Source organism: Roseococcus sp. YIM B11640 (assembly GCF_049727625.1).
Taxonomy (GTDB): Bacteria; Pseudomonadota; Alphaproteobacteria; order Acetobacterales; family Acetobacteraceae; genus Roseococcus.
In genome coordinates, this window is the sequence record NZ_JBBJOZ010000005.1 from 41150 (window position 1) to 65178 (window position 24029).

General features: G+C 68.7%; 22 protein-coding genes and 1 tRNA gene. 12 read left to right on the forward strand and 11 right to left on the reverse strand.

Features of this window, described 5'->3' with window-relative positions:
* Genes WJM96_RS18810 through WJM96_RS18820 form a run of 3 tightly spaced genes read left to right on the forward strand, consistent with a single transcriptional unit; the run spans position 1 to position 1636 of the window.
* Positions 1-681: a hypothetical protein gene (locus WJM96_RS18810; protein ID WP_424814081.1), complete on the forward strand. Its 681-nt coding sequence runs from the start codon at positions 1-3 to the stop codon at positions 679-681.
* Positions 682-713: 32 nt separating this feature from the next.
* Positions 714-1172: an antitoxin Xre/MbcA/ParS toxin-binding domain-containing protein gene (locus WJM96_RS18815; protein WP_424814082.1), complete on the forward strand. Its 459-nt coding sequence runs from the start codon at positions 714-716 to the stop codon at positions 1170-1172.
* Positions 1172-1636, forward strand: a complete 465-nt coding sequence (locus tag WJM96_RS18820; RefSeq protein ID WP_424814083.1) for an RES family NAD+ phosphorylase — start codon at positions 1172-1174, stop codon at positions 1634-1636. The genes WJM96_RS18815 and WJM96_RS18820 overlap by 1 nt, the downstream gene beginning before the upstream one ends.
* A gap of 3 nt (positions 1637-1639) precedes the next feature.
* Here the strand turns inward: WJM96_RS18820 and WJM96_RS18825 are convergent, their stop codons facing one another.
* On the reverse strand, positions 1640-2749 hold the full coding sequence (locus tag WJM96_RS18825) for a DSD1 family PLP-dependent enzyme (protein WP_424814084.1): 1110 nt from the start codon (positions 2747-2749) through the stop codon (positions 1640-1642).
* Between the two features lie 48 nt (positions 2750-2797).
* On the opposite strand from WJM96_RS18825, the gene WJM96_RS18830 reads away from it, so the two are divergent.
* Positions 2798-4060: a flavin monoamine oxidase family protein gene (locus WJM96_RS18830; RefSeq protein ID WP_424814085.1), complete on the forward strand. Its 1263-nt coding sequence runs from the start codon at positions 2798-2800 to the stop codon at positions 4058-4060.
* A gap of 36 nt (positions 4061-4096) precedes the next feature.
* Positions 4097-5674: an ABC transporter substrate-binding protein gene (locus WJM96_RS18835; RefSeq protein ID WP_424814086.1), complete on the forward strand. Its 1578-nt coding sequence runs from the start codon at positions 4097-4099 to the stop codon at positions 5672-5674.
* Between the two features lie 132 nt (positions 5675-5806).
* On the opposite strand, the gene WJM96_RS18840 is transcribed toward WJM96_RS18835, so the two are convergent.
* The 7 genes from WJM96_RS18840 to WJM96_RS18870 form a co-directional block, all read right to left on the reverse strand.
* A complete protein-coding gene (locus WJM96_RS18840) occupies positions 5807-8674 on the reverse strand; it encodes a glycosyltransferase (RefSeq protein ID WP_424814087.1) in 2868 nt (955 codons plus the stop codon).
* A 389-nt stretch (positions 8675-9063) separates the two neighbouring features.
* Positions 9064-9867 (reverse strand): alpha/beta fold hydrolase, encoded by an 804-nt coding sequence (locus tag WJM96_RS18845; protein ID WP_424814088.1) that lies wholly within the window; start codon positions 9865-9867, stop codon positions 9064-9066.
* 96 nt (positions 9868-9963) lie between these two features.
* Positions 9964-10944, reverse strand: a complete 981-nt coding sequence (locus WJM96_RS18850) for a Bug family tripartite tricarboxylate transporter substrate binding protein (protein ID WP_424814089.1) — start codon at positions 10942-10944, stop codon at positions 9964-9966.
* A 98-nt stretch (positions 10945-11042) separates the two neighbouring features.
* Positions 11043-12455 (reverse strand): phosphoglucomutase/phosphomannomutase PgmG, encoded by a 1413-nt coding sequence (pgmG, locus tag WJM96_RS18855; protein WP_424814090.1) that lies wholly within the window; start codon positions 12453-12455, stop codon positions 11043-11045.
* Positions 12455-13774, reverse strand: coding sequence for a UDP-glucose dehydrogenase family protein (locus tag WJM96_RS18860; RefSeq protein ID WP_424814091.1), 1320 nt, complete (start codon positions 13772-13774; stop codon positions 12455-12457). Before WJM96_RS18860 ends, pgmG begins: the two co-directional genes overlap by 1 nt.
* Positions 13775-13810: 36 nt before the next feature.
* Complete coding sequence (gene galU, locus WJM96_RS18865) at positions 13811-14680, reverse strand: UTP--glucose-1-phosphate uridylyltransferase GalU (RefSeq protein WP_424814092.1); 870 nt, start codon at positions 14678-14680, stop codon at positions 13811-13813.
* Between the two features lie 129 nt (positions 14681-14809).
* Positions 14810-16072, reverse strand: coding sequence for a D-alanyl-D-alanine carboxypeptidase family protein (locus WJM96_RS18870; protein WP_424814093.1), 1263 nt, complete (start codon positions 16070-16072; stop codon positions 14810-14812).
* 277 nt (positions 16073-16349) lie between these two features.
* On the opposite strand from WJM96_RS18870, the gene WJM96_RS18875 reads away from it, so the two are divergent.
* The 5 genes from WJM96_RS18875 (at position 16350) to WJM96_RS18895 (ending at position 20432) form a co-directional block, all read left to right on the forward strand.
* A complete protein-coding gene (locus tag WJM96_RS18875) occupies positions 16350-16856 on the forward strand; it encodes a phasin family protein (RefSeq protein ID WP_424814094.1) in 507 nt (168 codons plus the stop codon).
* A gap of 178 nt (positions 16857-17034) precedes the next feature.
* Complete coding sequence (gene clpS, locus WJM96_RS18880) at positions 17035-17379, forward strand: ATP-dependent Clp protease adapter ClpS (RefSeq protein ID WP_424814095.1); 345 nt, start codon at positions 17035-17037, stop codon at positions 17377-17379.
* A gap of 145 nt (positions 17380-17524) precedes the next feature.
* Positions 17525-19882 (forward strand): ATP-dependent Clp protease ATP-binding subunit ClpA, encoded by a 2358-nt coding sequence (clpA, locus tag WJM96_RS18885; protein WP_424814096.1) that lies wholly within the window; start codon positions 17525-17527, stop codon positions 19880-19882.
* 92 nt (positions 19883-19974) lie between these two features.
* Positions 19975-20310, forward strand: a complete 336-nt coding sequence (locus tag WJM96_RS18890; protein WP_424814318.1) for a carboxymuconolactone decarboxylase family protein — start codon at positions 19975-19977, stop codon at positions 20308-20310.
* Between the two features lie 46 nt (positions 20311-20356).
* A tRNA-Glu gene (locus WJM96_RS18895) sits at positions 20357-20432 on the forward strand.
* 289 nt (positions 20433-20721) lie between these two features.
* Here WJM96_RS18895 and WJM96_RS18900 read toward each other — a convergent pair.
* Positions 20722-20931 carry a hypothetical protein gene (locus WJM96_RS18900; protein WP_424814097.1) on the reverse strand — a complete coding sequence of 70 codons (210 nt, stop codon included), beginning with the start codon at positions 20929-20931 and terminating at the stop codon, positions 20722-20724.
* A gap of 141 nt (positions 20932-21072) precedes the next feature.
* Here WJM96_RS18900 and WJM96_RS18905 point away from each other — a divergent pair, with 141 nt between their 5' ends.
* Complete coding sequence (locus WJM96_RS18905; protein ID WP_424814098.1) at positions 21073-21291, forward strand: hypothetical protein; 219 nt, start codon at positions 21073-21075, stop codon at positions 21289-21291.
* A 171-nt stretch (positions 21292-21462) separates the two neighbouring features.
* Here the strand turns inward: WJM96_RS18905 and WJM96_RS18910 are convergent, their stop codons facing one another.
* The gene (locus tag WJM96_RS18910; RefSeq protein WP_424814099.1) at positions 21463-21666 is read right to left on the reverse strand and encodes a hypothetical protein; all 204 of its coding nucleotides are present in this window, start codon (positions 21664-21666) and stop codon (positions 21463-21465) included.
* 530 nt (positions 21667-22196) lie between these two features.
* Here WJM96_RS18910 and WJM96_RS18915 point away from each other — a divergent pair.
* Positions 22197-22904 carry a class I SAM-dependent methyltransferase gene (locus WJM96_RS18915; protein ID WP_424814100.1) on the forward strand — a complete coding sequence of 236 codons (708 nt, stop codon included), beginning with the start codon at positions 22197-22199 and terminating at the stop codon, positions 22902-22904.
* A gap of 28 nt (positions 22905-22932) precedes the next feature.
* Here the strand turns inward: WJM96_RS18915 and WJM96_RS18920 are convergent, their stop codons facing one another.
* Entirely contained in the window at positions 22933-23940 is a 1008-nt protein-coding gene (locus tag WJM96_RS18920) for an HWE histidine kinase domain-containing protein (RefSeq protein WP_424814101.1), read from the reverse strand.
* Positions 23941-24029 lie beyond the last annotated feature (89 nt).

The window sequence follows — 24029 nt, forward strand, 5'->3', positions numbered from 1 at the left end:
ATGCTCGCGCTGGCCGTGGGCGGGGCGCTCCTGCTGGGCCTGCTCGGCCTCTTGCACCTTTTCGCGAATGCGCGGCCGGCGGCGGTCAAGACCTCGCTGGCCTGGGGCCTCGGCACGCTCGGCGTGGCGCTGATGGCGGCGCTGCTGCTGACCGGGCGCGGCGCGAGCGCCTATCTGGCGCTGGTGATGTTCGGCCCCGCCGCGCTCCAGGCGTGGCGAAGCTGGCGCACGCGGCGCAGCTTCAGCCGCCCCGCCGGCACCAGCGACGTAGAGACGGCGACGCTCGCCATGCGGCTGGACCACGAGACCGGCATCATGTCCGGCACCGTGACGCGCGGCCGTTTCGCGGGCCGCGAGCTCGCCACGCTTCACCTGCCGGAGCTGCTGGAGTTGCTGGAGGATTGCCGCCAGGCCGACCCCGATAGCGTGCCCCTGCTGGAAGCCTGGCTGGACCGCGCGCAACCCGAATGGCGCGAGGAAGCCCCTCCCCCGCCAGCCTCTCCCGGCGGCCCGATGACCCGCGCCGAGGCGCTGGAGGTTCTTGGCCTGCACGAAGGCGCGACGGAAGCGGATATCCGCGCCGCGCACCGCCGGCTGATGCAGGCGGCCCACCCCGACCGGGGCGGCAGCGAATGGCTCGCCGCCCGGATCAACGCGGCGCGGGACGTGCTGACCGGTTGAACGGGCTCATGTGAGCCCATATATTGGATCACATGAGCCAAGCCCTGCGCCTTGCCGAGCCGGTCCTGCTGGAAGCCATCGCCGATGCGATGGGCGGCGAGCGCGTGCTCAAGAAGCAGGTGCACTCGCTGCTCGACCTGCATCGCGTGATCCTGGACGGCGTGCCGAAGGGCGCCGTCACGCATCTCTGGAAATCCGGTTTCCAGGAGCGGATACCTCAGCGCGACTTCATCTCGATCTTCGCCTCGCCCGCCACGATGAAGCGGCGCGGCGCCCTTTCCGTTCCGGCCGGCGAGCGGGTAGAGCGCGTGGCGCGGCTCAGCGCCCTGGCCGAACAGGCCCTCGGCAGCCGGGAGAAGGGCACGGCCTGGCTGACGACCTCGCATCCCATGCTGGGCCAGACGACGCCGCTGGAACTCGCCAGGACCGAGCTGGGCGCCCGCCAGGCGGAACGGCTGCTGACCAACCTGCTCTACGACCTTCCCGCCTAGTGTCGCTCCGCATCGTGCGCATCGGCCGGGCCGCGCATCCGGTGTGGTCCGGGATGGGCGCGGCGCTGGGGGGCGGCCGGTGGAACGCGGTGGGCGTGCCGGTGATCTATGCCGCCAGCAGCCAGGCCCTCTCCATGCTGGAGGTGCTGGTGCAGGGCGGCGACTTCTCCCTGCCCCGCGCCGCCGTCGCCGCCCTTCTCCCCGACGATCTGCACGTCGAGACGCTGGACCCGCTTCCCGCCGGCTGGCGCGAGGTGGACAGCCCCACCGCGCGCGCGGCCGGGATGGAATGGCTGCTGTCCGGGCGCGGCGCGGTGCTGCGCGTGCCGTCGGTCATCGTGCCGGAGGAATCGAACTATCTCGTGAACCCCGCGCACCCGGACGCAGCACGGATCGCGGTCGGCGCGCCCGTGCCGGTCGAGTGGGATCCGCGCCTCTTCGGGATCGCCGCGCCGGGCGCCTGACGCTCAGGCCATCGCCCCGCGCGCCGCGACGGGCCACAGGCATTCCACCCGGCCCTTTCGCACGCCCACATACCAGTCGTAGCGGTCCACCGTCGGGTCGCAATGGCCGGGGATGAGGCGCAGCTTCTCGCCGAGGCGCGGGCGCAGAGCCGGGTCCTCCACCGTCAGCTTGCCGTGCTCGTCCGAGGCGCCGACGTAGGAGACGTAGGGCCGCCCCTCGATCAGCGGATAGCCGCTATCCGTCGGCATCGCCTTGTGACCCGCATCCACCACCGAGACATGCGGCGAGGAGGCGCTCATCACCGTCGCCAGCACGAAGAGCGCGTGGCGGAACGGTGGCGGTTCGCTGTTGCGGGCGTAGTCGGCATCCATGAACGCGTAGGAGCCGGCCTGGAGCTCGGTATAGATGCCGCTCGCCAGCTCGTGCCGGAAGCTGCCGGAACCCGCGCCGCCCACCACCGGGCAATCGAGCCCGCGCTGGCGCAGCTGCTCCACCGTGCGGCGCGAGGCGTCGATGGCGCCGCCGATGGCGTTCGCGCGCTGCTCGGGGTCGCGGATGTGCTGGGCACTGCCGTGATAGGCCTGGATGCCGAGGAAGCTGAGATGCTTCGAGGCCGCGATGATCTCCGCCAGCGCGACGGCCGGCGGGCCCGCTTCCACGCCGCAGCGCTTGCCGCCCACGTCGATCTCCACCATCACCGGGATGCGCACGCCCGCATCCTCGGCCGCCTGCTCGATGGCCGCGATCTGCAGCGGATCGTCCACGCAGACGGAGATGTTGGTGATCCGCGCCAGCGCCGCGAGCCGCGCCAGCTTGCGCGCGCCCACCACTTGGTTGGTCACCATCACGTCCGGGATGCCGCCCCAGGCGAGGACTTCCGCCTCGCCCACCTTCTGGCAGCACTGGCCGATGGCGCCGCGCGCCATCTGCAGCTTGGCGATGACCGGCGACTTGTGGGTCTTCGCATGGGCGCGCAGCTTGACGTTCGTGCCCGCGAGGAAGCCCGCCATGGTGTCGAGATTATGCTCGAAGGCATCGAGATCGAGGATCAGCGCGGGGGTATCGACCTCGTCCTCGCGCATGCCGGGCTCGGCGGGAGGGGGTTGCAGCATCGGGCTTCCTTGCGATCTGGCTTCGAAGAGTGGGTGCAGGATGCGGTGATGCGGCAAAATGATCCAGACGTGGCGCCCGAGGTGGTGGTCGTCGGCGCGGGTTGCGCGGGAATCGCCGCCGCGCGCGCCCTGGCCGCGGCCGGGAAGAGCTGCGTGGTGCTGGAAGGCGGCCCGCGCGTGGGCGGCCGCGCCTATACCGCGACGCTGGGCGGCGCGCCCTTCGACCACGGCGCCACCTGGCTGCACCAGGCGAACGAGAACCCGCTGACGCCCTTCGTCGGCGCGCATATCGACCATGACACGGTGCGTGGCCGGCACCTGCATCTGGGCGATCGCTTCGCGACGCGCGTGGAGATGGCGGACTACCTGCGCGCCTGCGACGTCTTCGAGGAGGCGATCGCGAACGCCCCGCAGGAGCCCGACCGCGCGGTGTCGGAGGTCGTGCCGAAGGATGGGCGCTGGGACGCGACCATCGGGCACTGGCTGGGCGCGCAGATCAACGCGGCCGAGCTCTCGCTCATCTCGCTGCGGGACTATGTGGCGGTCGACCTGGAAGGCCCCAACCTGCTGCCGCGCGAGGGGCTGGGCACGCTGGTCGCGCGGCTCGCGGAGGGCCTGCCGATCCGGCTGAACCACGCCGTGACGCGCCTGCGCTGGGACGGGCCGGGCGTGGTGGCGGAAGGCGCCTGGGGCAGCCTGCGCGCGGGGGCGGCCATCGTCACCGTCTCGACCGGCGTGCTCGCCTCGGGCGGGCTGCGCTTCGCGCCCGATCTGCCGCCAGGGGTCATGGAGGCGATCCACGGCCTGCCCCTCGGCCTCCTCACCAAATACGGCTTCCGCGCCACCGGCCATCGGCGGCTGGGCATGCCCCCCTTCCATTCCGCGCGGCGGGAGGGAGCGGGCGGCATGAGCTGGATCTTCTGGCCCTTCGAGCGCGACCACGTCTTCGGCTTCGTCGGCGGCGCCCGCGCCTGGGAGCTTTCGCGCCAGGGCCCGGCCGCGACCGAGGAGGCCGCGCGCGCCGATTTCACCGCGATGTTCGGCGCGCAGGGCGCGGCGCTGCTGGGCGAGGCCGTCATCACCGACTGGGGCACGAACCCGCTCTTCCGCGGCAGCTACACGCATGCGCGGCCGGGGCACCACGAATCCCGAGCGGTACTGTCGCGCCCGCTCGGCGGGGGGCGGCTGCGCTTCGCGGGCGAAGCCTGCCATTCGCGCTTCGCGGGCACGGTCGCCGGCGCCTGGCTTTCCGGCGAGGCCGCCGCGCGCGATCTGCTGGACAAGACCGCGGCGGTAGCGGACCCTTCCTGACAACGGCGCCAGAACGCCGGTCTGGGAGAGATATCGATGTCCATCAGCCGCCGCGGTCTCGCGGCCCTTGCCGCCATTCCGCTTGCTGCTCCCGCCTTCGCTCAGGGCCGCGGCGATCCGCGCGTGCTGCGCGTGAAGCTCTTCGGCGACCTGCGCGCCCTCGATCCCTTCATCAGCCCCGAGTACATGGCACGCAACCATGGCTACATGGTCTACGACACGCTCTTCGCGCTGGACTCGAAGATGCGGCCGCAGCCGCAGATGGTCGAAAGCCACACGGTCTCGAGCGACGGCCTCACCTGGGACTTCACGCTGCGCGAGGGCCTGCGCTTCCACGATGGCGCGCCCGTCACCAGCGAGGACGTGATCGCCTCGCTGCGCCGCTGGGCCATCCGCGACGGGCACGGCGCGCAGATGCTGGCCGAGGGCAACAGGCTCGACCCCGTGGATGCGCGGCGCTTCCGCCTCACGCTGCAGCGCCCCTGGGCGCTGGTGCTGGACGCGCTGGCCAAGCCCTCCGGCCTGCCTGCCTTCATCATGCCCGCGCGCGTGGCGGCGACGCCGATCACCACGCCCATCACGGACCCCACCGGGTCCGGCCCCTACATGCTCCGTCGCGAGGACTGGCGCCTGGGCGACCGCACCACCTACCGCCGCAATCCCGACTACCGCCCGCGCGCCGAGGCGCCGGACGGGCTGGCGGGCGGCAAGCATGCGCGCGTCGAGACCGTCGAATGGGTGATGCTGCCCGATGCGGCGACGGCGCTGAACGCGCTGCAGACCGGGGAGATCGACATCTTCGAGGAGCTGCCGCCCGACCTCTTCCCCGTGGTCCAGCGCAACCGCAACCTGCGCCTCGCCGCGCAGGACAGCGCGGGCGTGCAGCCCATCTTCCGCATGAACCACGCCGCCGCGCCCTTCGACAATCCGAAGCTGCGCCAGGCGATGCGCCTTCTGGTCGACCCGTCGGAGATGATGCCGGCCTACATGACGGACCCGGCGCGCTGGCAGGACGCGAAGAGCTTCTTCCCCGCCGCGTCGCCCTTCCACACCAGCGAGGGCTGGATCGCCCCCAATCCGGACCTCGCGCGCACGGCCGTGCAGCAGTCGGGCTATGATGGCACGCCGGTCGTGGTGCTGGACGCGCAGGACAGCACCATCAGCAGCACCTTCGCCCGCGTCTCCGCCGACCGGATGCGGCGCGCGGGGCTGAACGTGGACCTCCAGGCCATGGACTGGGCGACGCTGGTGACGCGCCGCCTCTCCAAGAACCCGGTGAACCAGGGCGGCTGGAGCCTCTTCTGCTCGGCGCCCGCGGCGGTGGACCTGATGGACCCGGTGAGCCACATCGCCCTGCGCTCGGCCGGCGCGCGCACCGCGCTGCCAGGCTGGCCCGATGATGCGGAGATGGAGCGCCTGCGCGACGCCTTCGCCTTCGCGCCGACGGTCGAGGAACGCCGCCGCATCGCCGCAGCCACGCAGGCGCGCGCGCTGGAGGTGGTGCCCTACATGCCGATCGGCATGATGAGCCTCGTGCGGGGGCACACGACGCGGATCTCGGGGATCCTGGAGGCGGCCATTCCGGTTTACTGGAACATCGCGAAGACCGCCTGATCCGCCGGGTCAAATTCGCCGGGCGCCCGCCGGGGCAGGTCGCGTTCAGCCGGAATCACCCGGGCGCGTGAAGATGCCCGAAAAGCAATTGGCCAGAGCATGCTGCGTGAACGCATTCGAACGCAGCATGCTCTAGGGCTTGATCGCCCAGCGGCGGAAGGCCAGCGCCCACACCGCCCGGAACAACGGCCAGCGCAAGCGCCACATCGCACCGAGCGCCAGGTCCTGCGCCGGATCCTTGAAGGGAAGGAGCCCCGACCAGGGGTAGAGCGTAATCTCGCCCACCATCAGGCGGTCGCCGCAGTCGAAGACATCCACCCGCGCGAAATCGAGACCCGCGGCAACCCTCTCCGCCCAACCCAGCAGCTCCTCCAGGCGCGCGGGCCGCTCGACCTCCGGGGGCCGGAACGTGCTGAACAGGAAGATCGGCAGGGCCTCCCATGCGCGATCGAAGAAGCCCAGGGTGCGCGAGCGGCCATTCGGGTCGATGTCGGTCACATGGACCACTCGCGCCGTGCCGTTGAAAACCATGACGCGATATTCCGTCGGCCGGCCGCCATCGGGCGCGACCAGCCGCTCTTCCACGATCAGCCTGGGGGGCACGGGAACGTAGCCCGGCTCGACCATGTTCAGGCCAAAGCGATCCTCCAGCCAGGCGGTCGCCCTCGCCCGCACCTCGTCGCGATCGCTCTCCGCTGTCAGCATGATGACATGGCCGGACGCATGGGTGCTCTTCAGCACGCAGGGCATGGGCAGCGCATCGAACGGAATATGCGCGGCATCCGTGCCGACCCAGAGCAGCCGCGCTTGCTTGCCCTGTCCCAGCCGGGCCGAAACCCAGTCGCGTGACGCCAGCTTGTCGGACAGGCTGGCGAAGGCGGGGTCCAGCCCGAACAGCTTTCGCCACTGGATCTTCTCGGTGAAGCGCCGGGGGCGGAAAAGCGCCGGAAAACGGCCGTTGGCCATGTAGTACATGAAGCGGACACGGCGCACCGCCCAAAGCCACTGCGCCAGACGCCCGGCTGGGAAAGCAACCGTCGCGCACTCATGCGAGGCCGGCGCGGGCGGGGCGGAGGTGGACTTGTCCGAAGGGGGCCGGGCCGCCGCGCCCCAAGCCCGCAGCCGGCGAGCGAAGCGGCGGGCCGTCCGGCCCAGCAGCGGCATTCGCGCGCCGATCATGCGCAGCGGCGCCATGACCCGCCAACTGGCGGAGGCCAGCAGAGCGGCCCTCGCCTCTTCCACCTCGGTCAGGCGTGAGGCCAGTCGGTCGGTTTCGGTCTCCGCCTCCTCCATGGCCGCCGCCGCCGTCAGCAGGTTGGTTTCGGCCTCCGCTTCCACCGCGGCCAGACGAGCGGTCAGCCGCGCGGTTTCGGCACGCAGGCCGGACGCCAGCTCCAGCGCGTCCTGCCGACCCTCCGCGAGGTCCAGGAGGGCTGCCTGGATGGGCCGCGGCAGGCTTGGTGCCGGATCGGCCTCGTCGCGCAGCTTGAGCATGAGGCGAAACACGGCGCCGCCATAGGCATCGCGCGTCAGCCTCGCCAGCGCCTGAGCACGTGCGGCCTGACCCATGGCTGCCGATGCGGCTGAATCATCCAGCAGGGCCGCGACGCGCCCTGCCAGCGCCATGGCATCTCCGGGCTCATAGGCCAGGCCGGTCACGCCATCGGTCATGAACTCAGCCATGCCGCTGCCGCTGGGATAGATCACCGGCCGGCCGAGCAGCATGCCTTCGGCCACCACACGGCCGAAGGCCTCGGCGCGCGAGCAGACGACCAGGACCTCGCAGCCGCGCATGGCGCCATAGGGGTCGTGCAGGTGATCCCGCAGCACGACGCGGTCCGCGACATGGAACTGGCGCGCCAAAAGCTGCAGCGCCCGCACGTAGACCGGCTCATGCCGGCCGGCGAGAAGCAATTCGGCGTCGTAGCCGCGCCGCACGAGCTCGGCCAGGGCCAGGATGGCGTCGAACTGGCCCTTGCCTTCATGCATGGTGCCAAAGAGCCCGATCCGCCGTGCTCCGGGCCTTTGGAAATGGCTCCGGTCTTCGACGACGGTTGCCGGGTCGAGCCGTATGTGGCGGGCAATTGCCACGGTCGGCACATTGGGGAAAAGCGCCCGGCCGAGCCGGGCTGTGGGCACCAGGATGCGGCCACCGGCGGCGATGTCGGCCAGAACCTGGTCGAAGGGGCGGGCAAAGTGCAGATCGTGATCGCGCTGGCCGTATTCGCAAACCGACCATAGATGCGGCCTGCCGAGCCAGGCCGCGGCCGTGGCGCCCCAGGGCAGGGTCATCGTCTGCGTATAGACGAGGTCGGGGTCGATCCCGCGCAGGGCGGGCAGCAGCGCAAGGAGCGCCGAGGTGCCCTCGGCCATCCGTCTCGCCATCTCCGCCGGTTCCGGCGGGGTGCTCTGGCACCACTGGCCGAGCCGCCGATCGGTCAGGATCGCCGCGCCGGTCCGCCGCGCGGCGGCCACAAGCGGGCCCTCGCCGGGCACGACGAGCGTGCAGGGCACGCCATGGTCGCCCGCCAGCTCCTCCAGCAATTCCAGCAGGCTGCGCTCGGCACCGCCGATCTCGCTGCTGTGCACGAAGAACAGGCCGCTCACGGCGCGGGCCATGCGGGTGGCGTAGAGCCAGCCGGGCGGGATCTCGGCCGGTCCACGCAACCGGCGGAAAGTTTCGGTGCGATCGTCGATGTGGAACAGCGCGAAGCCGTGCCTGGCGAGCCAAGGCGGCAGCTCGGCGTGACGAGGGTCGGCCGGGTCGAAGGCGAAAGCCAGGCGCAGATCGCCCTCGATGGCCAGAAGCGGTTCCAGCGCGGACGCGCCGGGCGCGTCGGCCATCCGCACCAACACCGGCTCGGTGAAGCCAGTGGACGGGGGGGCGAAAGTGGCGATTTCCTGCACCGCGACGGCGCGGGCCTGCGCCGCCAGGAACCGCAGGGAAAGAGGGGCCTCGGCCGGGGGCGTAGCCCAGCTGGGCACAGGCGGCCCGGCCATGGCGGGGCTCTCGGGCGGCGAACCGCCTGCCTGGGACGCTCCTGCGGGCGGTTCGATGGCGCCGGCGCCGAGGGCGCTCAAGTCCCTGGCATGAAAAGGGGCCTGAAAAGGCGGCCGCGAAGGTTTCAGATCACTTTCAAGCAGCAACTCGCTCGAATCCTGATCCGCCGGATTCAAGTCCATCTGACTTCCCTTGGCGAAGAGCATGGCGTCTGGCGCGGCGAATTCAGAATCTGACCTGGGCGTTTACCGGCACAACTCTTTATAATCATTTAAATAATCAGCCCGTCAATAGACGCGCGGAACCGGAAACACCTCGTGCCGCGAGCGCGCAGGCGGCGCCACGATCGCCCCCGGCAGGAACCCCAGGTTCCTGCCGCTCCGGGCCATCAGTGGCGCGCCAGGAAGTCCAGCACGGCCTTGTTGAAGAACTCCGGATTGTCGTGGTTCAGGCCGTGCGTCCCGTTGGGTACCGTGACGCGCTCGGTGCGCGGCATGGTGCGTTCCAGCGCGTCCATGATCTTGCCGAAGCTCGGCTGGCTCTTCTCGCCGCCGATGAGCAGCGTCGGGATGTCCACCGCCTCCGCCGCCGCGCGCGTATAGGGCTTCCGGTCCTCGTGCATCTGGCCGAGCAGCGTGCGTGCGTTGTCGCGGTTGATGGCCTTGCGGTGCTCGGCGCGGCGCCCCCAGGCGCCGGGGCCCCCGGTGCGCTCCGCGACCTCGCTCAGCCCGCCCTCGATGTCGCCGGCTGCGATCTTCTGCGCCGCCGTGGCGAAGTTGGCCGCCTGCTGGCCGCTGGCGGGCACGCCGCCCAGCGTCTCGTCCAACTCGCCGCCCGGCTCCGCCAGCACCAGCGCGCGGACAAGCTCGGGATACTTCTCGCCGATGCGGAAGGAGATGTGGCCGCCCCGCGAATGGCCGAGCAGCCGCACCTTTCCGAGCCCCATCCCCCGGATGAAGCCGGCCACATCCTCGACATGGCGGGCGATGGTGAAGTTCCCGCCCTCCTGCCAGTTGCCCGGCCAGGTGTGGCGCATGCTGAGCGACAGCACGCGGTACTTCGCGGCGAAGGCCTCCATCTGCGGGGCGAAGCTGCGCTGGTCGCCGAGCGTGCCGTGGATCATGACCAGCGGCTCGCCGATGCCGGCCTCGGCATAGGAGATGGGGTAACCGTCAACCTCGAAGCTGGGCATAGGCGTTGCTCCCTTTGTTTCGGGGATGAGCCTAGGCCGGGATCGGCTGCCGCTCCATCCTCGACCCAGGCGAGGCCAGCAGCCGGACGCGAAGCATCACTCCACCCGCATGTTCAGCGCCTGCACCAGCGGGCGCACGGCGGCGATCTGGCTGTGCACCTGCTGCGTGAACTCGGCGCTGCTGTTGCCGCCCGGCTCGGCGCCGAGTTCCTGGATGCGGCTCGCCACGGTCGGATGACGGGAGGCCGCGGCGATCTCCGCCTGGAGCTTCACCAGGACCGCCTCGGGCGTGCGGGCGGGCGCGAAGAAGCCGTTCCAGCCCAGCATCTCGGCATTGGGGAAGCCCTGCTCGCGCACCGTCGCCACGTTGGGCATGGCGGTGGCCCGCGTGCTGGCCAGCGTCGCCACCGGCTTCAGCGCGCCGCTGCGCATATGCTGCAGCGAGGAGGAGAGCTGATCCCCGCCGAACTGGATCCGCCCCGCCAGCATGTCCTGCACCAGCGGCGCCGCACCGCGGAAGGGCACGTGCTCCATGTTGAAGTTGGCGTCGCGCTTCAACACCTCGGCGATGAGGTTCACCGTGCTGCCCGGCCCCGTGGAGCCGTAGAAGGGCGGCGTCGGCTGCGCCCGCGCCCAGGCCGCGAGCTCGGTGAGGTTGGAGACCGGCACGTCCTTATGCACCAGCAGCATCATGGGCACGTTGGCGCCCAGCGTGATGGGCGCGAAGTCGCGCTCGATGGAATGCGGCGCGCGGTTCGCATGCTCCAGCGCCGCGGTCGTCGTGCTGAAGGTGAGGTTGTGGAAGAGCAGCGTCTGCCCGTCCGGCGCCGCCTTGGCCACCACGTCCGCGCCGATGGAGCCGCCTGCGCCGCCGCGGTTCTCCACCACGACGGAGTTCCCCAGCGTCTCGGTCAGGCGCTGGGCGTAGAGGCGCGCCAGCACATCGGTGGTACCGCCCGCCGGGAAGGGCACGATCACGCGGATCGGCCCGTTCGGCGTCCAGTTCTGGGCACGGAGGATGGCGGGAGCCAAGCCGAGGCCGAAACCTGCGACGGCGAGCGAACGGCGGGCGATCATATCGGACAACCTCCTGTCGGGACCGCCTTCTGGCGGCCCTCGTTCAGGAAAGTTGACCGGGCAGATGAACTCCCGTCAATCCGGAGTTGAGCCGGGGTTCAGTGGCCCGCGTTCTGGCCCGAGAAGTCCGGCGCCGCGAGGCCCGAGGCCTCCAGCTGCGTCACCAGCTGCGCCTTCAACCGCTCCAGCCCTGCCTCGGTCTTCGCCTCGGCACGGGCGACCAGCACCGCCTGGGTGTTGGAGGCGCGCAGCAGCCACCAGCCGTCGTCGCTCAGCACGCGCACGCCGTCCACGGCCTGCACCTGCGCGCCCTCGGCGGCGAGGCGGGCCTTCACCTCCTCGATGACGACGAACTTGCGGGCTTCCTCGCAGTCGAAGCGCAGCTCGGGCGTGTTCAGCACCTTGGGCAGCGCGTCGTGCATCTCGGCCAGGCTCTCCTCGCTGCGGGCGAGGATGTCGAGCAGGCGGACGGCGGTATAGGGCGCGTCGTCGAAGCCGTACCACTTGTCGGCGAAGAAGGTGTGGCCCGACATCTCGCCCGCGAGCGGGCTGCCGGTCTCGGCCATCTTCTGCTTGATGAGGCTGTGGCCCGTCTTCCACATGAGCGGCGTGCCGCCGGCCTTCTTCACCTCGTCGAAGAGCACCTGGCTCGCCTTCACGTCGGCGATGATGGTGCCGCCGGGGTGGTTCTTCAGCACGTCGCGCGCCAGCACGACCAGCAGCTGGTCGCCGAAGAGCATGTGGCCGTTGCCGTCCACCACGCCGATGCGGTCCGCGTCGCCGTCGAAGGCGATGCCGAGGTCGGCCTTCGTCTCCAGCACCTTGGCGATGATCTGCTCGAGGTTCTTGAGCACCGTCGGGTCGGGATGGTGGTTCGGGAAGGTGCCGTCGATCTTCTCGTTGATGACGATGTGCTTGCCCGGCAGCTTCGCGGCCAGCCGTGCCGTGATCTCGCCGCCCGAGCCGTTGCCCGGATCCCAGACCACCGTCAGCTTCTTCGCCCCGCCGCCGTAATCCTGCAGCATGCGGGCGAGATAGGCCTCGCTGACATCGACCTCGCGCGAGGAGCCCTTCGCCTCGGCCACCACGTCGCCGGCCGCCGCCATGGCGCCGAGCTGCTGGATGTCCTTCCCGAAGAACGGCTTCTTGCCGATCATCATCTTGAAGCCGTTGTAGTCCGGCGGGTTGTGGCTGCCGGTCAGCATCACGGCGCCATCGGCCTTCTGGTCGTAGCTGGCGAAGTAGAGCATCGGCGTCGGGCCGCAGCCCACGCGCACGACCTCCATGCCCGAGGCGACCAGCCCCTCCACCAGCGACTTCTCGAGCTCCGGCGAGGAGAGGCGGCCGTCGCGCCCGACCGCGACGCGGCTGCCGCCGGCGCGGGAGATGATCGTGCCGAAGACGCGGCCGATCGCGAAGGCATCGGCGGGATGCAGCGTCTTACCGACGATGCCGCGGATGTCGTACTCGCGCAGCGAGGTCTTGTCGAAGCTGTGGGAGAAGGCTGCCATCAGGGTCGTCCGATCGAATGATAGGTGAAGCCGGCCTCACGCATGGCGGCGGGATCGTAAACGTTGCGAAGGTCGAGAAGGATGCGCCCCTTCATGGCCGTCGCAAGCTTGTGCGGGGCGATGTTCCGGAACTCGTTCCACTCCGTGATGAGCACCAGCGCATCGGCGCCGGTCGCGGCATCGGTCGCGTTCTCGGCATAGTGCACGGCGGCGGGCAGAAGGGGCTTCGCCACCGCCATCGCCTCCGGATCGAAGGCGCGGATCCGGGCGCCGGCGGCCACGAGGCGCGGCACGATCTCGAGCGAGGGCGCGTCGCGCATGTCGTCCGTCTCGGGCTTGAAGGCCAGGCCCAGGATGGCGATGGTCTTGCCCTCGACGGAACCGCCGCAGGCCGCGATCACGCGGTCCGCCATGGCGATCTTGCGGTCGTCATTGACCGCGATGGTGGTCTCGACCAGCCGCAGCGGCGCGCCGAGCGCCTGGCCCGTCCGCGCGAAGGCCAGCGTGTCCTTGGGGAAGCAGGAGCCGCCATAGCCGGCGCCCGCATGCAGGAACTTCCGCCCGATGCGCCCGTCGAGGCCGATGCCGCGCGAGACCTGGTGCACGTCCGCGCCGGCCTTCTCGCAGAGATCCGCGACCTCGTTGATGAAGCTGATCTTCATCGCGAGGAAGGCATTGGCCGCGTACTTGATGATCTCGGCCGTCTCGAGCCCCGTGGAGACGATGGGCGTCTCGATCAGGTAGAGCGGGCGGTAGAGCCGGCGCAGCACGGCCTCGGCCCGCTGGCCCGATGGCCCCTCCTCCACGCCCAGGACGATGCGGTCCGGGCGCATGAAATCGCCGATGGCCGCGCCCTCGCGCAGGAATTCGGGGTTGGAGGCCACGGCGATGTCGAGGTCGGGCCGCACGGCTTGCACGCGGCGCTTCACCTCGCGCCCCGTGCCCACCGGGACGGTGGACTTGGTCACCAGCACCAGCGGCCCCTTGGCCGCCTTCGCCACCTGCTCGGCGGCCGCGAAGACATAGGTGAGGTCCGCATGGCCATCGCCGCGGCGGGTCGGCGTGCCGACGGCGAGGAACACCGCCTCCACCCCGTCCATCGCGGCTTCGAGCTCGGTCGTGAAGGTGAGCCGGCCCTCGCGGGCATTGTCGGCCACCAGCGTGTCGAGGCCCGGCTCGTAGATCGGGATGCGCCCGGCCTTCAGGGCCTCGATCTTCGACGCGTCCATGTCCACCAGCGCCACGTCCACGCCGAACTCGGCGAAGCAGGCGCCGGAGACGAGGCCGACATAGCCCGCGCCGATCATGGCGATCTTCATGGCAGGACTTCCTGGTCCGTCACGCGCCGTAGGGGCTCAGACATACTTGCCCAGGAAGCCCTTCACCTGCTCGGCGAGCTCGGGGCGCTTCATCGCGAAGGCGATCTGCGCCTCCAGGAAGCCGACCTTGTCGCCGCAATCGAAGCGGCGGCCCTCGTAGCGAACGCCGTGGAAGGGCTGCTTGCCGATGAGCTTGGCCATGCCGTCCGTGAGCTGGACCTCACCGCCCGCGCCCTTCTCCATCTTCGCCAGATGGCCGATCACCTCGGGCATCAGCACATAGCGCCCGATGATGGTCAGGTTGGAGGGCGCCTGGTCGATGGGCGGCTTCTCCACGAGGCCCTTCACCGAGACCAGCTTGCCCATGTCCTTCTCGACATCGAGCACGCCGTACTTGTTCACGCGCTCCATCGGGACTTCCTCGATGGCCACCACGTTGCCGCCGGTCTCGTTGTAGGCGTCGGCCAGCTGCTTGGTGCAGGAGACATCGCACTGCATCAGGTCGTCCGGCAGCAGGATCGCGAAGGGATCGTCGCCGATGAAGCTCCGGGCGCACCAGATGGCGTGGCCGAGGCCCATGGGCACCTGCTGCCGCGTCGTGGTCAGCGCGCCCGGAACCAGCGCCTGGTCGCGGAGCTCCTTGAGCTCCTTGGTCTTGCCGCGCTCCTCGAGGGTGCGCTCCAGCTCGTAGGCCACGTCGAAATGCTCGACGATCGCGGTCTTGCCGCGGCCGGTCACGAAGCAGAACTGCTCGATGCCGGCGGCGCGGGCCTCGTCGACGGCGTATTGGATCAGGGGCCGGTCCACCACGGGCAGCATCTCCTTCGCCAGCGCCTTGGTGGCGGGAAGGAAACGGGTGCCCAGGCCCGCGACGGGCATGACGGCCTTCTTCAGCGGCTTCAGCACAGATGGATTCCCCTCAAGAATGGGCCTGTTGCCACGCCCGTCCCGGGCGCGGCAAGCCGATCAAGCGGCCAGGCGGCGGATTTCATAGCAACGCCGCGATCCCGGCAACCGGTTGCCGGCCCCCCGTGCCTAGCCGGGGTTTCGGGCGAATTGTTGGCGAGGCGGGGTGGCCGGCGCCGGGGCCGCCGCGGCATTGCGCGTGGCCGGGGCGGTCCCGCGCGCCTGGGTCGTCGTGGCGCTACGGGTCTGCGTGGTGGTGCCGGCGCTTCGCGTCTGGCGCGTGCGGGTCGTGGTCGTCCGGGCGGCGCGGGGCGCGGCGGGGGCGGTTGCCGCGGCCGTGGCGCGGGTCCGCGTGGTGGTGCGGGTGGCCTGCGTCGTGGTGGCGGCCCGGGCGGAACGGGTCGCGCGGGTCGTCCGGGTCGTGGCGGTGGTCGTGGCCACGGCGCGTCCGGCCCGGGCCGGCGCCTCCCGCAGCGAGACCTGGCGGATGGCGGCGCGCGGGCCCGGCCCGATGGTGGCGTCGCGGCCGGCCATCACGCGCGGCGTGGCCACGGCCGGGACGGAGCGCACACCCAGGCGGGCGAAGCCATCATCCAGCAGCTCGGCCATGCGGTTGTTGCGCTGGGCCCAGGAATTGCCGCCGAAGACCGCGCCCACCAGCCGCACGCCGTCGCGCTGGGCCGAGGTCACGATGTTGAAACCGGAGGCGTTGATATAGCCCGTCTTGATGCCGTCGGCGCCCGGATAGTCCCGCAGCATGCCGTTGTGATTGCGGATCATGCGGTTGCCATGGGCAAAATGCGTCAGGCCGAAATAGTGGTAGCGATCCGGGAAATCCTGGATCAGGCGGCGGCCGAGCTGCGTCATGTCCCGCGCCGTGGTGATCTGGTCCGGGTCGGGCAGGCCGGAGGCGTTGCGGAAGGTGGTCCGCGACATGCCGAGGGAGCGGGCGCGCTGGGTCATCATCCGCGCGAAGCTGTCCTCGTCGCCATTGGCCAGCATCTCCCCCACCGCGGTCGCGATGTCGTTGGCCGAGCGGGTGACGAGGGCCAGGATCGCGCTCTCGACCGAAATGCTGCCGCCCGCCGGCACGCCGAGCTTGGACGGCGGGCGCGAAGCGGCCTCCGCGCTCACGACCACGGGAGACGACAGGCTGACCCGCCCGTCCCGGAGCGCCTCGAACAGCAGATAAAGGGTCATCATCTTTGTCAGCGAGGCGGGGTGGCGCGGCTCGTCCGCGGCCTCGGCGATCAGGGTATTGCCGGTCCTCATGTCGACGACGATGCCGGAGTAGCGGAGACTCTGCGTAATCTGCGCCTCGGCGCGGACCGAGAGCAGGCCCAAGGCCAAGGTCGCGCCGAGAACGGCGCGGAGCATCGCTGAAACAGCCATCGGATTCCCCAAAGCGGCCCGGATCCGCCTCCCCCAAGGCTTCTGCCGCGCCGCCCGCAAAGAAACAGCGATGGCGTCGTTTGTCCATCCGTTTCGTACCATCGCATGTCGAAAACAGCGCTCAAGGCCCTGTTAGTCTTAGATTTCATGAGATTTTGTGCAGCGCACAAAAATCGCTTGCATTGGACCGGACCAACCCATAGATAGGGCATGCTGCATCGCAGCAAAAACCAGATGCCACCCTCACGGGTCGGCAACCGTGAAGGAAGACACAGACATGGCCACCCCGGCTGACGTGAAGAAGACCATGGCCGCGGCCGCCCAGAACGGCGCCGCCCAGGCCAAGCAGATCGCCGAGGACGGCGTGGCGCAGGCCCGTGCCGCCGTCGAGAAGACGATGGAGACGGCGAACAAGGCCGCCACCGACCTGATCAAGGCGACCGAGGAGGCCGTCGAGCTCGGCCGCGGCAATTTCGAGGCCGTTTCCAAGGCTTCGCAGCTGTACGTGACCGGCGTGCAGGACCTGACCCGCCAGACGGCGGCGATGTTCCAGGCCTATTCGGACCAGGCGATCGAGGCGGTGAAGACCATGTCCTCGATGAAGAGCCTGAAGGAGGCCACGGATTTCCAGGCCACCTACAGCCGCAGCTCCTTCGAGCGCGCCATGGCCGACGCCTCCAAGATCCAGGAGGCGACCATCAAGCTCGCCGAGACGGCCTTCGAGCCGATCTCCTCGCGCATGAACATCATCGTCGAGAAGATGACCAAGCCCCTCGCGGCCTGATCATGCCCCCGGCCCTGCCGGAGGATTTTCGAGGGCTCCTTACCGTCCGCCAGGGCGGGAAGGAGCCCTTTCCTTTTGTTCATTCCGCCTGCGATACCCGGCGACCCCTTCCCCCGGGCACGCGGCAACCGATATCCTGCCGGATGACTCAAGAGCAAAGATGCACCGGAAGACCAAGATGATCACGATCACCATGTCCGACCAGGACAAGCGTGAGGGCGACGGCGGCCCCGCCACGGGCGTCGTCGTCAAGCCGCGGCCCAAGACCAAGAAGCCGGCCATGTACCGCGTGCTGATGCTGAACGACGACTACACCCCCATGGAATTCGTGGTGCACGTGCTAGAGCGCTTCTTCCAGAAGAACCGCGACGAGGCCACGCGCATCATGATGCACGTCCACCGCCGCGGCGTGGGCGTCTGCGGCGTCTATACCTATGAGGTCGCCGAGACGAAGGTCACGCAGGTGATGGACCTGGCCCGCCAGAACCAGCACCCGCTCCAGTGCACCATCGAAAAAGAGTGATACAAAATTTCTGGTGCGGAATCGCGCCACGCAACTGTCTTATGCGTTGCAAGCTGATGTGTAGGCAGGGGGAGAGCCACCACATCGATACCAACCCGCCGCCTGCCAGTTCCGGCAGCGGCAACCGCTAGGGGAGCGTTGAACCATGCTGTCCCGCAATCTTGAGCAGACGCTCCATCGTGCGCTTGGCCTCGCCAACGACCGCCGCCACGAATATGCCACCCTCGAACATCTCCTCCTCGCACTCGGCGATGACTCCGATGCGACCACCGTGCTCCGCGCCTGCGGCGTGGACGTCGAGAAGCTGAAGCGCGAGCTGACCGAGTTCCTGGACAAGGATCTCGCCGGCCTCGTCAGCGACCGCAGCGGCGATCCCAAGCCCACCGCCGGCTTCCAGCGCGTAGTGCAGCGCGCCGCGATCCACGTGCAGAGCAGCGGCCGGGACGAGGTGACGGGCGCGAATGTCCTCGTCGCCCTCTTCTCCGAACGCGAATCGCATGCCGTCTATTTCCTGCAGCTGCAGGACATGACGCGCCTCGACGCCGTGAACTTCATCAGCCACGGCATCGCCAAGGCCCCCGGCCGCTCGCAGCCGCGCCCCATCCAGGGCCAGGCGCCGACGCCCGAGGAAGGCGGCGGCAATGGCGAGCGCGAGGAGAAGCCGCGCGGCGGCAACCGCAACCAGGACGCGCTCAGCACCTATTGCGTCAACCTCAACAAGCGGGCGCTGGCCGGCAAGATCGATCCGCTGATCGGCCGCGACCAGGAGATCGAGCGCACCATCCAGATCCTGTGCCGCCGCACCAAGAACAACCCGCTCTACGTGGGTGATCCGGGCGTGGGCAAGACCGCCATCGCGGAGGGCCTGGCCAAGCGCATCGTCGAGAACGACGTGCCGGAGGTGCTTGCCAAGAGCACCATCTACTCGCTCGACATGGGCAGCCTGCTCGCCGGCACGCGCTATCGCGGCGATTTCGAGGAGCGGCTGAAGGCCGTGGTGAACGAGCTGGAAGCCCAGCCCGGCGCCATCCTCTTCATCGACGAGATCCACACCGTGATCGGCGCCGGCGCGACGTCCGGCGGCGCGATGGATGCATCCAACCTGCTCAAGCCCGCGCTGGCCCAGGGCACGCTGCGCTGCATCGGCTCGACGACCTACAAGGAATATCGCAACCACTTCGAGAAGGACCGCGCCCTCGTCCGGCGCTTCCAGAAGATCGACGTGAACGAGCCTTCGGTCGAGGACACGGTGAAGATCCTCACCGGCCTCAAGGCCAACTACGAGAAGCACCACAAGGTGAAGTACCTGCCCGACGCGATCCGCGGCGCGGTGGAGCTCTCGGCCAAGTACATCCATGACCGCAAGCTGCCGGACAAGGCGATCGACGTGATCGACGAGGTCGGCGCCTCGCGCATGCTGGTGCCCGAGAACAAGCGCAAGAAGACCGTGACGCTGAAGGATGTGGAGGAGGTGGTCGCCAAGATCGCCCGCATCCCACCCAAATCCGTCTCGGCCGACGACAAGGAGACGCTCCGTACGCTGGAGCGCGACCTCAAGGCGATGGTCTTCGGGCAGGACAAGGCGATCGAGGCGCTGTCCTCGGCGATCAAGCTCTCCCGCGCGGGGCTCCGCGATCCGGAGAAGCCGATCGGCAACTACCTGTTCTCGGGCCCGACCGGCGTCGGCAAGACCGAGGTGGCGAAGCAGCTCAGCAAGACGCTCGGCATCGAGCTGATCCGCTTCGACATGTCCGAGTACATGGAGCGCCACAGCGTCAGCCGCCTGATCGGCGCGCCGCCGGGCTATGTCGGGTTCGACCAGGGCGGCCTGCTGACCGACGGCATCGACCAGCATCCGCATTGCGTGCTGCTGCTGGACGAGATCGAGAAGGCGCACCCGGATCTCTACGCCATCCTGCTGCAGGTGATGGACCACGGGAAGCTGACCGACCACAACGGCAAGACGGTCGATTTCCGCAACGTGATCCTGATCATGACCACCAATGCGGGCGCGGCCGACATGCAGAAGTCCGCCATCGGCTTCGGCAGCCCCGTCCGCACGGGCGAGGACGAGGACGCCGTGAAGCGGATGTTCACGCCGGAGTTCCGCAACCGCCTCGACGCCGTGATCCCCTTCGCGGGCCTCTCGGCGGAGATCGTGGCCCAGGTGGTCGAGAAGTTCGTGATGCAGCTCGAGGCCCAGCTGGCCGACCGCAACGTCACGATCGAGCTCTCGAGCGGCGCCAAGGAGTGGCTGGCCGAGCGCGGCTACGACCCGCTCTACGGCGCCCGCCCCCTGGCCCGCGTGATCCAGGAGCACATCAAGAAGCCGCTGGCCGAGGAGCTGCTCTTCGGGCGCCTGGCCAAGGGCGGCTCGGTGAAGGTGAACCTGACCGACGGCGCGCTCACCTTCGACATCGCCGAAGCCCCGGTCGCGGCGCTGCCGAAGCCGGAAGGCGACGGCGAGCCGGAGAAGGAGAACAACGAGGCGGCGACCGAATAGGCGCCCTCTCCCCGCTTGTGGATCGGGCTCCGGTGGGAAACCATCGGGGCCCTTTTCATGTCCGGGAGAAAGCCATGACCACCGACACGCGCATCGAGGACTGGGACGGCTACAATGCCGCCCTGCGCGACCGCGGCAAGGAGTTCGCCGCCCTGCACCCGGAGGCGGTGAAGGGCTTCTCCGCGCTCAACCGGGGCGCCGCCGTCACCAAGCACCTGGACGCCAAGACGCGGGAGCTGATTGCCATCGCGGTGGCCGTGACCACGCGCTGCGAGGGGTGCATCGATTCGCATGTCCGCCGCGCGAAGGCGGCCGGGGCGACGAAGGAGGAGGTGGCGGAAACGCTGGGCGTGGCCGTGGCGCTGAACGCCGGCGCGGCCTTTACCTATTCCCTGCATGTCCTGGATGCGATGGACGGGGCCGGTTGAGGATTGACCGCGCAGCCCATCGCCTCTAAGCCGCGCGGCACGGTACGTCCCCATCGTCTAGAGGCCTAGGACACCAGCCTTTCACGTTGGCAGCACGGGTTCGAATCCCGTTGGGGACGCCACCGCTGTTTTCCTCGGGTTTTTTCGCCCTCCGGACGAAGCGTCTCCACGCTGCGGACCATCTTGAGGGCCACCGGCCCTGTCGCCCGCAGACGCGGAATGGGTCGCGGTGGTCATAGAGGCGCCCCAGCGTGGCAGCCAGCGTCCGAGCTTCCATGGCCTGCCGCGGGTGGTAAGTAGCGAAAATTCGGGGTCTTTTCCCGAATTCGGCATCCACCATTTCAATCGCTTCGGCCATGGAAGCTGGGGCCCAGCCCATCGAGCGCGGCGGCTTGGCTCGGAGTGGAAGCCTCAATGCAGGCGCGCGCGCGCTGCCGCCAGCGCGACCCGGCTCCTGACAAGCCATTCCTTCGTTGTGGTGATCAGGATCTGGGCCGAGGTCTCGATATGCGGCGCGATCTTCGGTGGCAGGTTCAGGATAGCGCGCCGCTGATCCGCCAGCTTCCCTTCGATATGCGCGACGAGCTGGATCAGCTCCTCGATAGTGCGTGCTTTCGGCATGACCCAATCCTTCCGATTGGTTCTTCGGCGAAATCTTCCCGTCGAATTGATGCATGGGTCGGATGTACGACCGGGTCGTGGCCATCAAGCCCTGAGCCATCTCGAGGACGGCTCGTCTCGGTCTGCCCGGCACTGGGGTCTGTGCCCGGGTCAGCAATCCGCCTGCTTTCGGAGAGCGACGGCCATCACCAGCCGCGCCTCGGCCAGCCGGTCCTGGGTGACCAGGAGAAGAAGCTCAGCCAGGCACTCTTCGTGGATCGAGGCAGCGACCAGCTGATCAGCAACTTCAGCGCGCCGGGAAACGAGTTCCGCGTCGAGAACAGCAATGAGCTGTCCCAGCCTTCGACAGTCCGAGCGTAAACCATGGCAGGAGGGCCTTTGATGGGGCTCCTCAACGGCGCGGGCGCTGCGCTGCTGGTGCCCCATATCCAAGAACGCGTGCCGGAAGCTTCCAGCGGCATCGCCGCGGGAATATTCCCCGCGACGTCGACGTTCCGCCCTGACCCGAATGGCGAGCGCTCAACCCGGCCCTTAGGCCAGCCGCGCACGCGCGGCCACCAAGTCGGCCTTGCTCTGAGCCAGGCTGTCTATCGTGGTGGCGGTCAGGATCTGAGCGGTGATTCTGATTTGCTGGGCGATGTCCGGAGGCAAATCGCGAAGGGCTCTTTGCTGGGCGGCCAGCCTCGCCTCGATCTGGGCGACGACCCGGATCAGTTCCTCGATGCTGGGCGTCACGGCCTGGGGCGGAACGGCGCCGTGCTGTCCATCGCTGGTCACGACGGCGCTGCCGGGTCGGCGTCCAATTCGGGCGGGCCTTCCCGGCCAAGCGCTAGAGCCAATCTGCGTCGCGTGTCCGTCACGTGTTCCTCCGCAGCTTGCAGCAGAAGTTCGGAAAGACACTGCTCGTAGACGTCGTTCTCCCCTGTTGCATTGATCACCTCGGCCTGTCGGACAAGGATTTCAGCTTCTAGGGAGCTAATAAGGCGTCGCATGCCTGCGATGGTTGCTGCATTGGGCAAGGCTTAGCCTCCAATGGCTCCCGACTGCGCGGGGCGAGCGCGGTCGTTGGCCTCTCCCACCAGAACGTCCGCGGGCAGACAAAGGTGGCACTGCCCTGCGAATAACGGACCGCCGCCATGGGTAGCGGCGGGGCGGCGGGCTTACCGCGCACTGAAACCTTCTCCATGCAGCTGCCGGAGCGCTTCCGGAGAGCGGTCATGCGTCGGAAGCTCGGGCGTTGAACTCTCGATCAGGACTGATTTCCGGTGTCATCCACATCCGCCGCCCAGAAATTCGACCCAGCGCGGGCCCACGAATACCAGACGCAGAGCCGTATCGCTCTCGCAGGCTACGACGCATGTCATGAACTCTCCGCCTGCATGTTGTCGGCCGCGCTTGGCAGCGATGATGGCGCCGAAATCCTTGTCGTGGGGGCGGGCGGCGGCGCGCAGGAGGTCGTCGCGGCCAGCAGGCTTTCGCCGTCGTGGCGGTTCACCGCCGTCGATCCATCGCGGCCGATGCTGGATATAGCCATCGCGGAAGTGACGCGGGCTGGCCTGGCGAGGCGAACCGATTTTCATCTCGGCTACGTCGAGGATCTCCCTCCTGACCGGCTATTCAGTGCTGCGACCCTGATCGGGGTCCTGCATCACCAGCCGGGGGATGATGCCAAGCGGCGGCTCCTGAGTTCGATTGCCGGCCGCCTCCGGCCAGGCGCGCCGCTCATCCTGGCGGGAAACCGCTACGCCTACGCCAGCCAGCCGCTGCTCCTCGCCGCGTGGGGCGAGCGCTGGCGCATGCAGGGCGCGACGCCGGAGGAAGTGCGCGCCAAGCTCGGCAAGATCCTGGAGGGAGCGGACCCGCCGGCCTCGGAAGAGGCCGTGGCGGAACTTCTCTCGGCTGCCGGCTTCGAGCCCCCCACCTGGTTCTTCTCGAGCCTGTTCTGGGGAGCGTGCCTCGCAAGGCGGAAATAGCCAGCGCGGAGCTACTTCGCATCCATCGTCAGCCCGACGTGGACGGCGATTCCAATGGAATGACGATCTCCACTTCCAGACCGCCGGTTTCGTATCGGTGTTGAACTTCGCCCTCGAGGCCAAGCCGGACCGCAGATTCAATCAGCTCACTTCCGTAGCCTTTCACGACCGGCGCTTCTATCGGGGGACCGCCTCGTTCCGTCCATGTGAGCCGAAGTGTGTTGCCGTCATCCTCGACCTGCCAGGCAACACTGACCCGGCCGTGCGGGACAGAGAGGCACCCATATTTGGCGGCGTTCGTAGCCAGCTCGTTGAAGACGAGGCTGAGCGACATTGTCGCTTTAGAGGGCAGCAAAACATTGACCGCACCCTGAATGGAGATGGCCTCCGGCCCAAACCCATAGGGGGCAAGGATGGTATGGACCAAAGCCTCAACGCTGGTTTCGGTTTGAGCAAAGGCCAAATCCTGCGCGGCAACGAGCGAACGGAAGCGGCCGAGAAAGGCGTCGCGATACTCTTCCGCCGAGCGATCTTCGGTGGTGGTTCGGCGGGCAATGGACTGGGTGAGCGCGAAGAGGTTCCGCATCCGGTGACGCAGCTCTCCGATCAGCAGATCTTGGGCCGCTTCACGCTTCGCGGAGGCTGTCGCATCCACGATCACCAGCAACATGGAATGGCTGGCGTAATCCGGATGATGCAGGGTCCGGGCAGTCAAGAGCATGGTCCTTGGACCAAGACCAGGAAAGTCTTGCTCCACCTTGAAATTCACGACCGCAGCGCTGCGGGGAATCACTTGCGACAGCAGTAGTCGCAACTCCGGAATGTCCCACTGGCCATTGCCCAAATCGAAAATACGTTGGCCGACGGTATCATCCCGATCGACCTTGAACGTTTCGCAGAAGGATCGGCTCGCGTTCTGGACGCGAAGCGCCTCGTCCAGCACGAGCATGGGATCGGTAATGGTATCCACGATCCCCTGCGCCTGAACGTGACCCGCCCGGAGGAGGCGATAAAGGTCTTCAACGTTGGACATCATGGGCCGCTCGTATCCCGGGTGAAGGCATAGGAGTGAAAGCAAATTGGCCGTTCATCGGCTCTTAGGCAATCGTCCCGAAAGTACTTCAC

What these genes read in the sequence shown, in the direction of transcription:
- WJM96_RS18810 (WP_424814081.1), top strand. Translation starts at nt 1, where the DNA reads ATGCTCGCGCTGGCCGTGGGCGGGGCGCTCCTGCTGGGCCTGCTCGGC.
- WJM96_RS18815 (WP_424814082.1), top strand. Translation starts at nt 714, where the DNA reads ATGAGCCAAGCCCTGCGCCTTGCCGAGCCGGTCCTGCTGGAAGCCATC.
- WJM96_RS18825 (WP_424814084.1), bottom strand. Translation starts at nt 2,749, where the DNA reads ATGCTGCAACCCCCTCCCGCCGAGCCCGGCATGCGCGAGGACGAGGTC.
- WJM96_RS18830 (WP_424814085.1), top strand. Translation starts at nt 2,798, where the DNA reads ATGCGGCAAAATGATCCAGACGTGGCGCCCGAGGTGGTGGTCGTCGGC.
- WJM96_RS18835 (WP_424814086.1), top strand. Translation starts at nt 4,097, where the DNA reads ATGTCCATCAGCCGCCGCGGTCTCGCGGCCCTTGCCGCCATTCCGCTT.
- WJM96_RS18840 (WP_424814087.1), bottom strand. Translation starts at nt 8,674, where the DNA reads ATGGCCGGGCCGCCTGTGCCCAGCTGGGCTACGCCCCCGGCCGAGGCC.
- WJM96_RS18845 (WP_424814088.1), bottom strand. Translation starts at nt 9,867, where the DNA reads ATGCCCAGCTTCGAGGTTGACGGTTACCCCATCTCCTATGCCGAGGCC.
- WJM96_RS18850 (WP_424814089.1), bottom strand. Translation starts at nt 10,944, where the DNA reads ATGATCGCCCGCCGTTCGCTCGCCGTCGCAGGTTTCGGCCTCGGCTTG.
- pgmG (WP_424814090.1), bottom strand. Translation starts at nt 12,455, where the DNA reads ATGGCAGCCTTCTCCCACAGCTTCGACAAGACCTCGCTGCGCGAGTAC.
- WJM96_RS18860 (WP_424814091.1), bottom strand. Translation starts at nt 13,774, where the DNA reads ATGAAGATCGCCATGATCGGCGCGGGCTATGTCGGCCTCGTCTCCGGC.
- WJM96_RS18870 (WP_424814093.1), bottom strand. Translation starts at nt 16,072, where the DNA reads ATGGCTGTTTCAGCGATGCTCCGCGCCGTTCTCGGCGCGACCTTGGCC.
- WJM96_RS18875 (WP_424814094.1), top strand. Translation starts at nt 16,350, where the DNA reads ATGGCCACCCCGGCTGACGTGAAGAAGACCATGGCCGCGGCCGCCCAG.
- clpS (WP_424814095.1), top strand. Translation starts at nt 17,035, where the DNA reads ATGATCACGATCACCATGTCCGACCAGGACAAGCGTGAGGGCGACGGC.
- clpA (WP_424814096.1), top strand. Translation starts at nt 17,525, where the DNA reads ATGCTGTCCCGCAATCTTGAGCAGACGCTCCATCGTGCGCTTGGCCTC.
- WJM96_RS18900 (WP_424814097.1), bottom strand. Translation starts at nt 20,931, where the DNA reads ATGCCGAAAGCACGCACTATCGAGGAGCTGATCCAGCTCGTCGCGCAT.
- WJM96_RS18920 (WP_424814101.1), bottom strand. Translation starts at nt 23,940, where the DNA reads ATGATGTCCAACGTTGAAGACCTTTATCGCCTCCTCCGGGCGGGTCAC.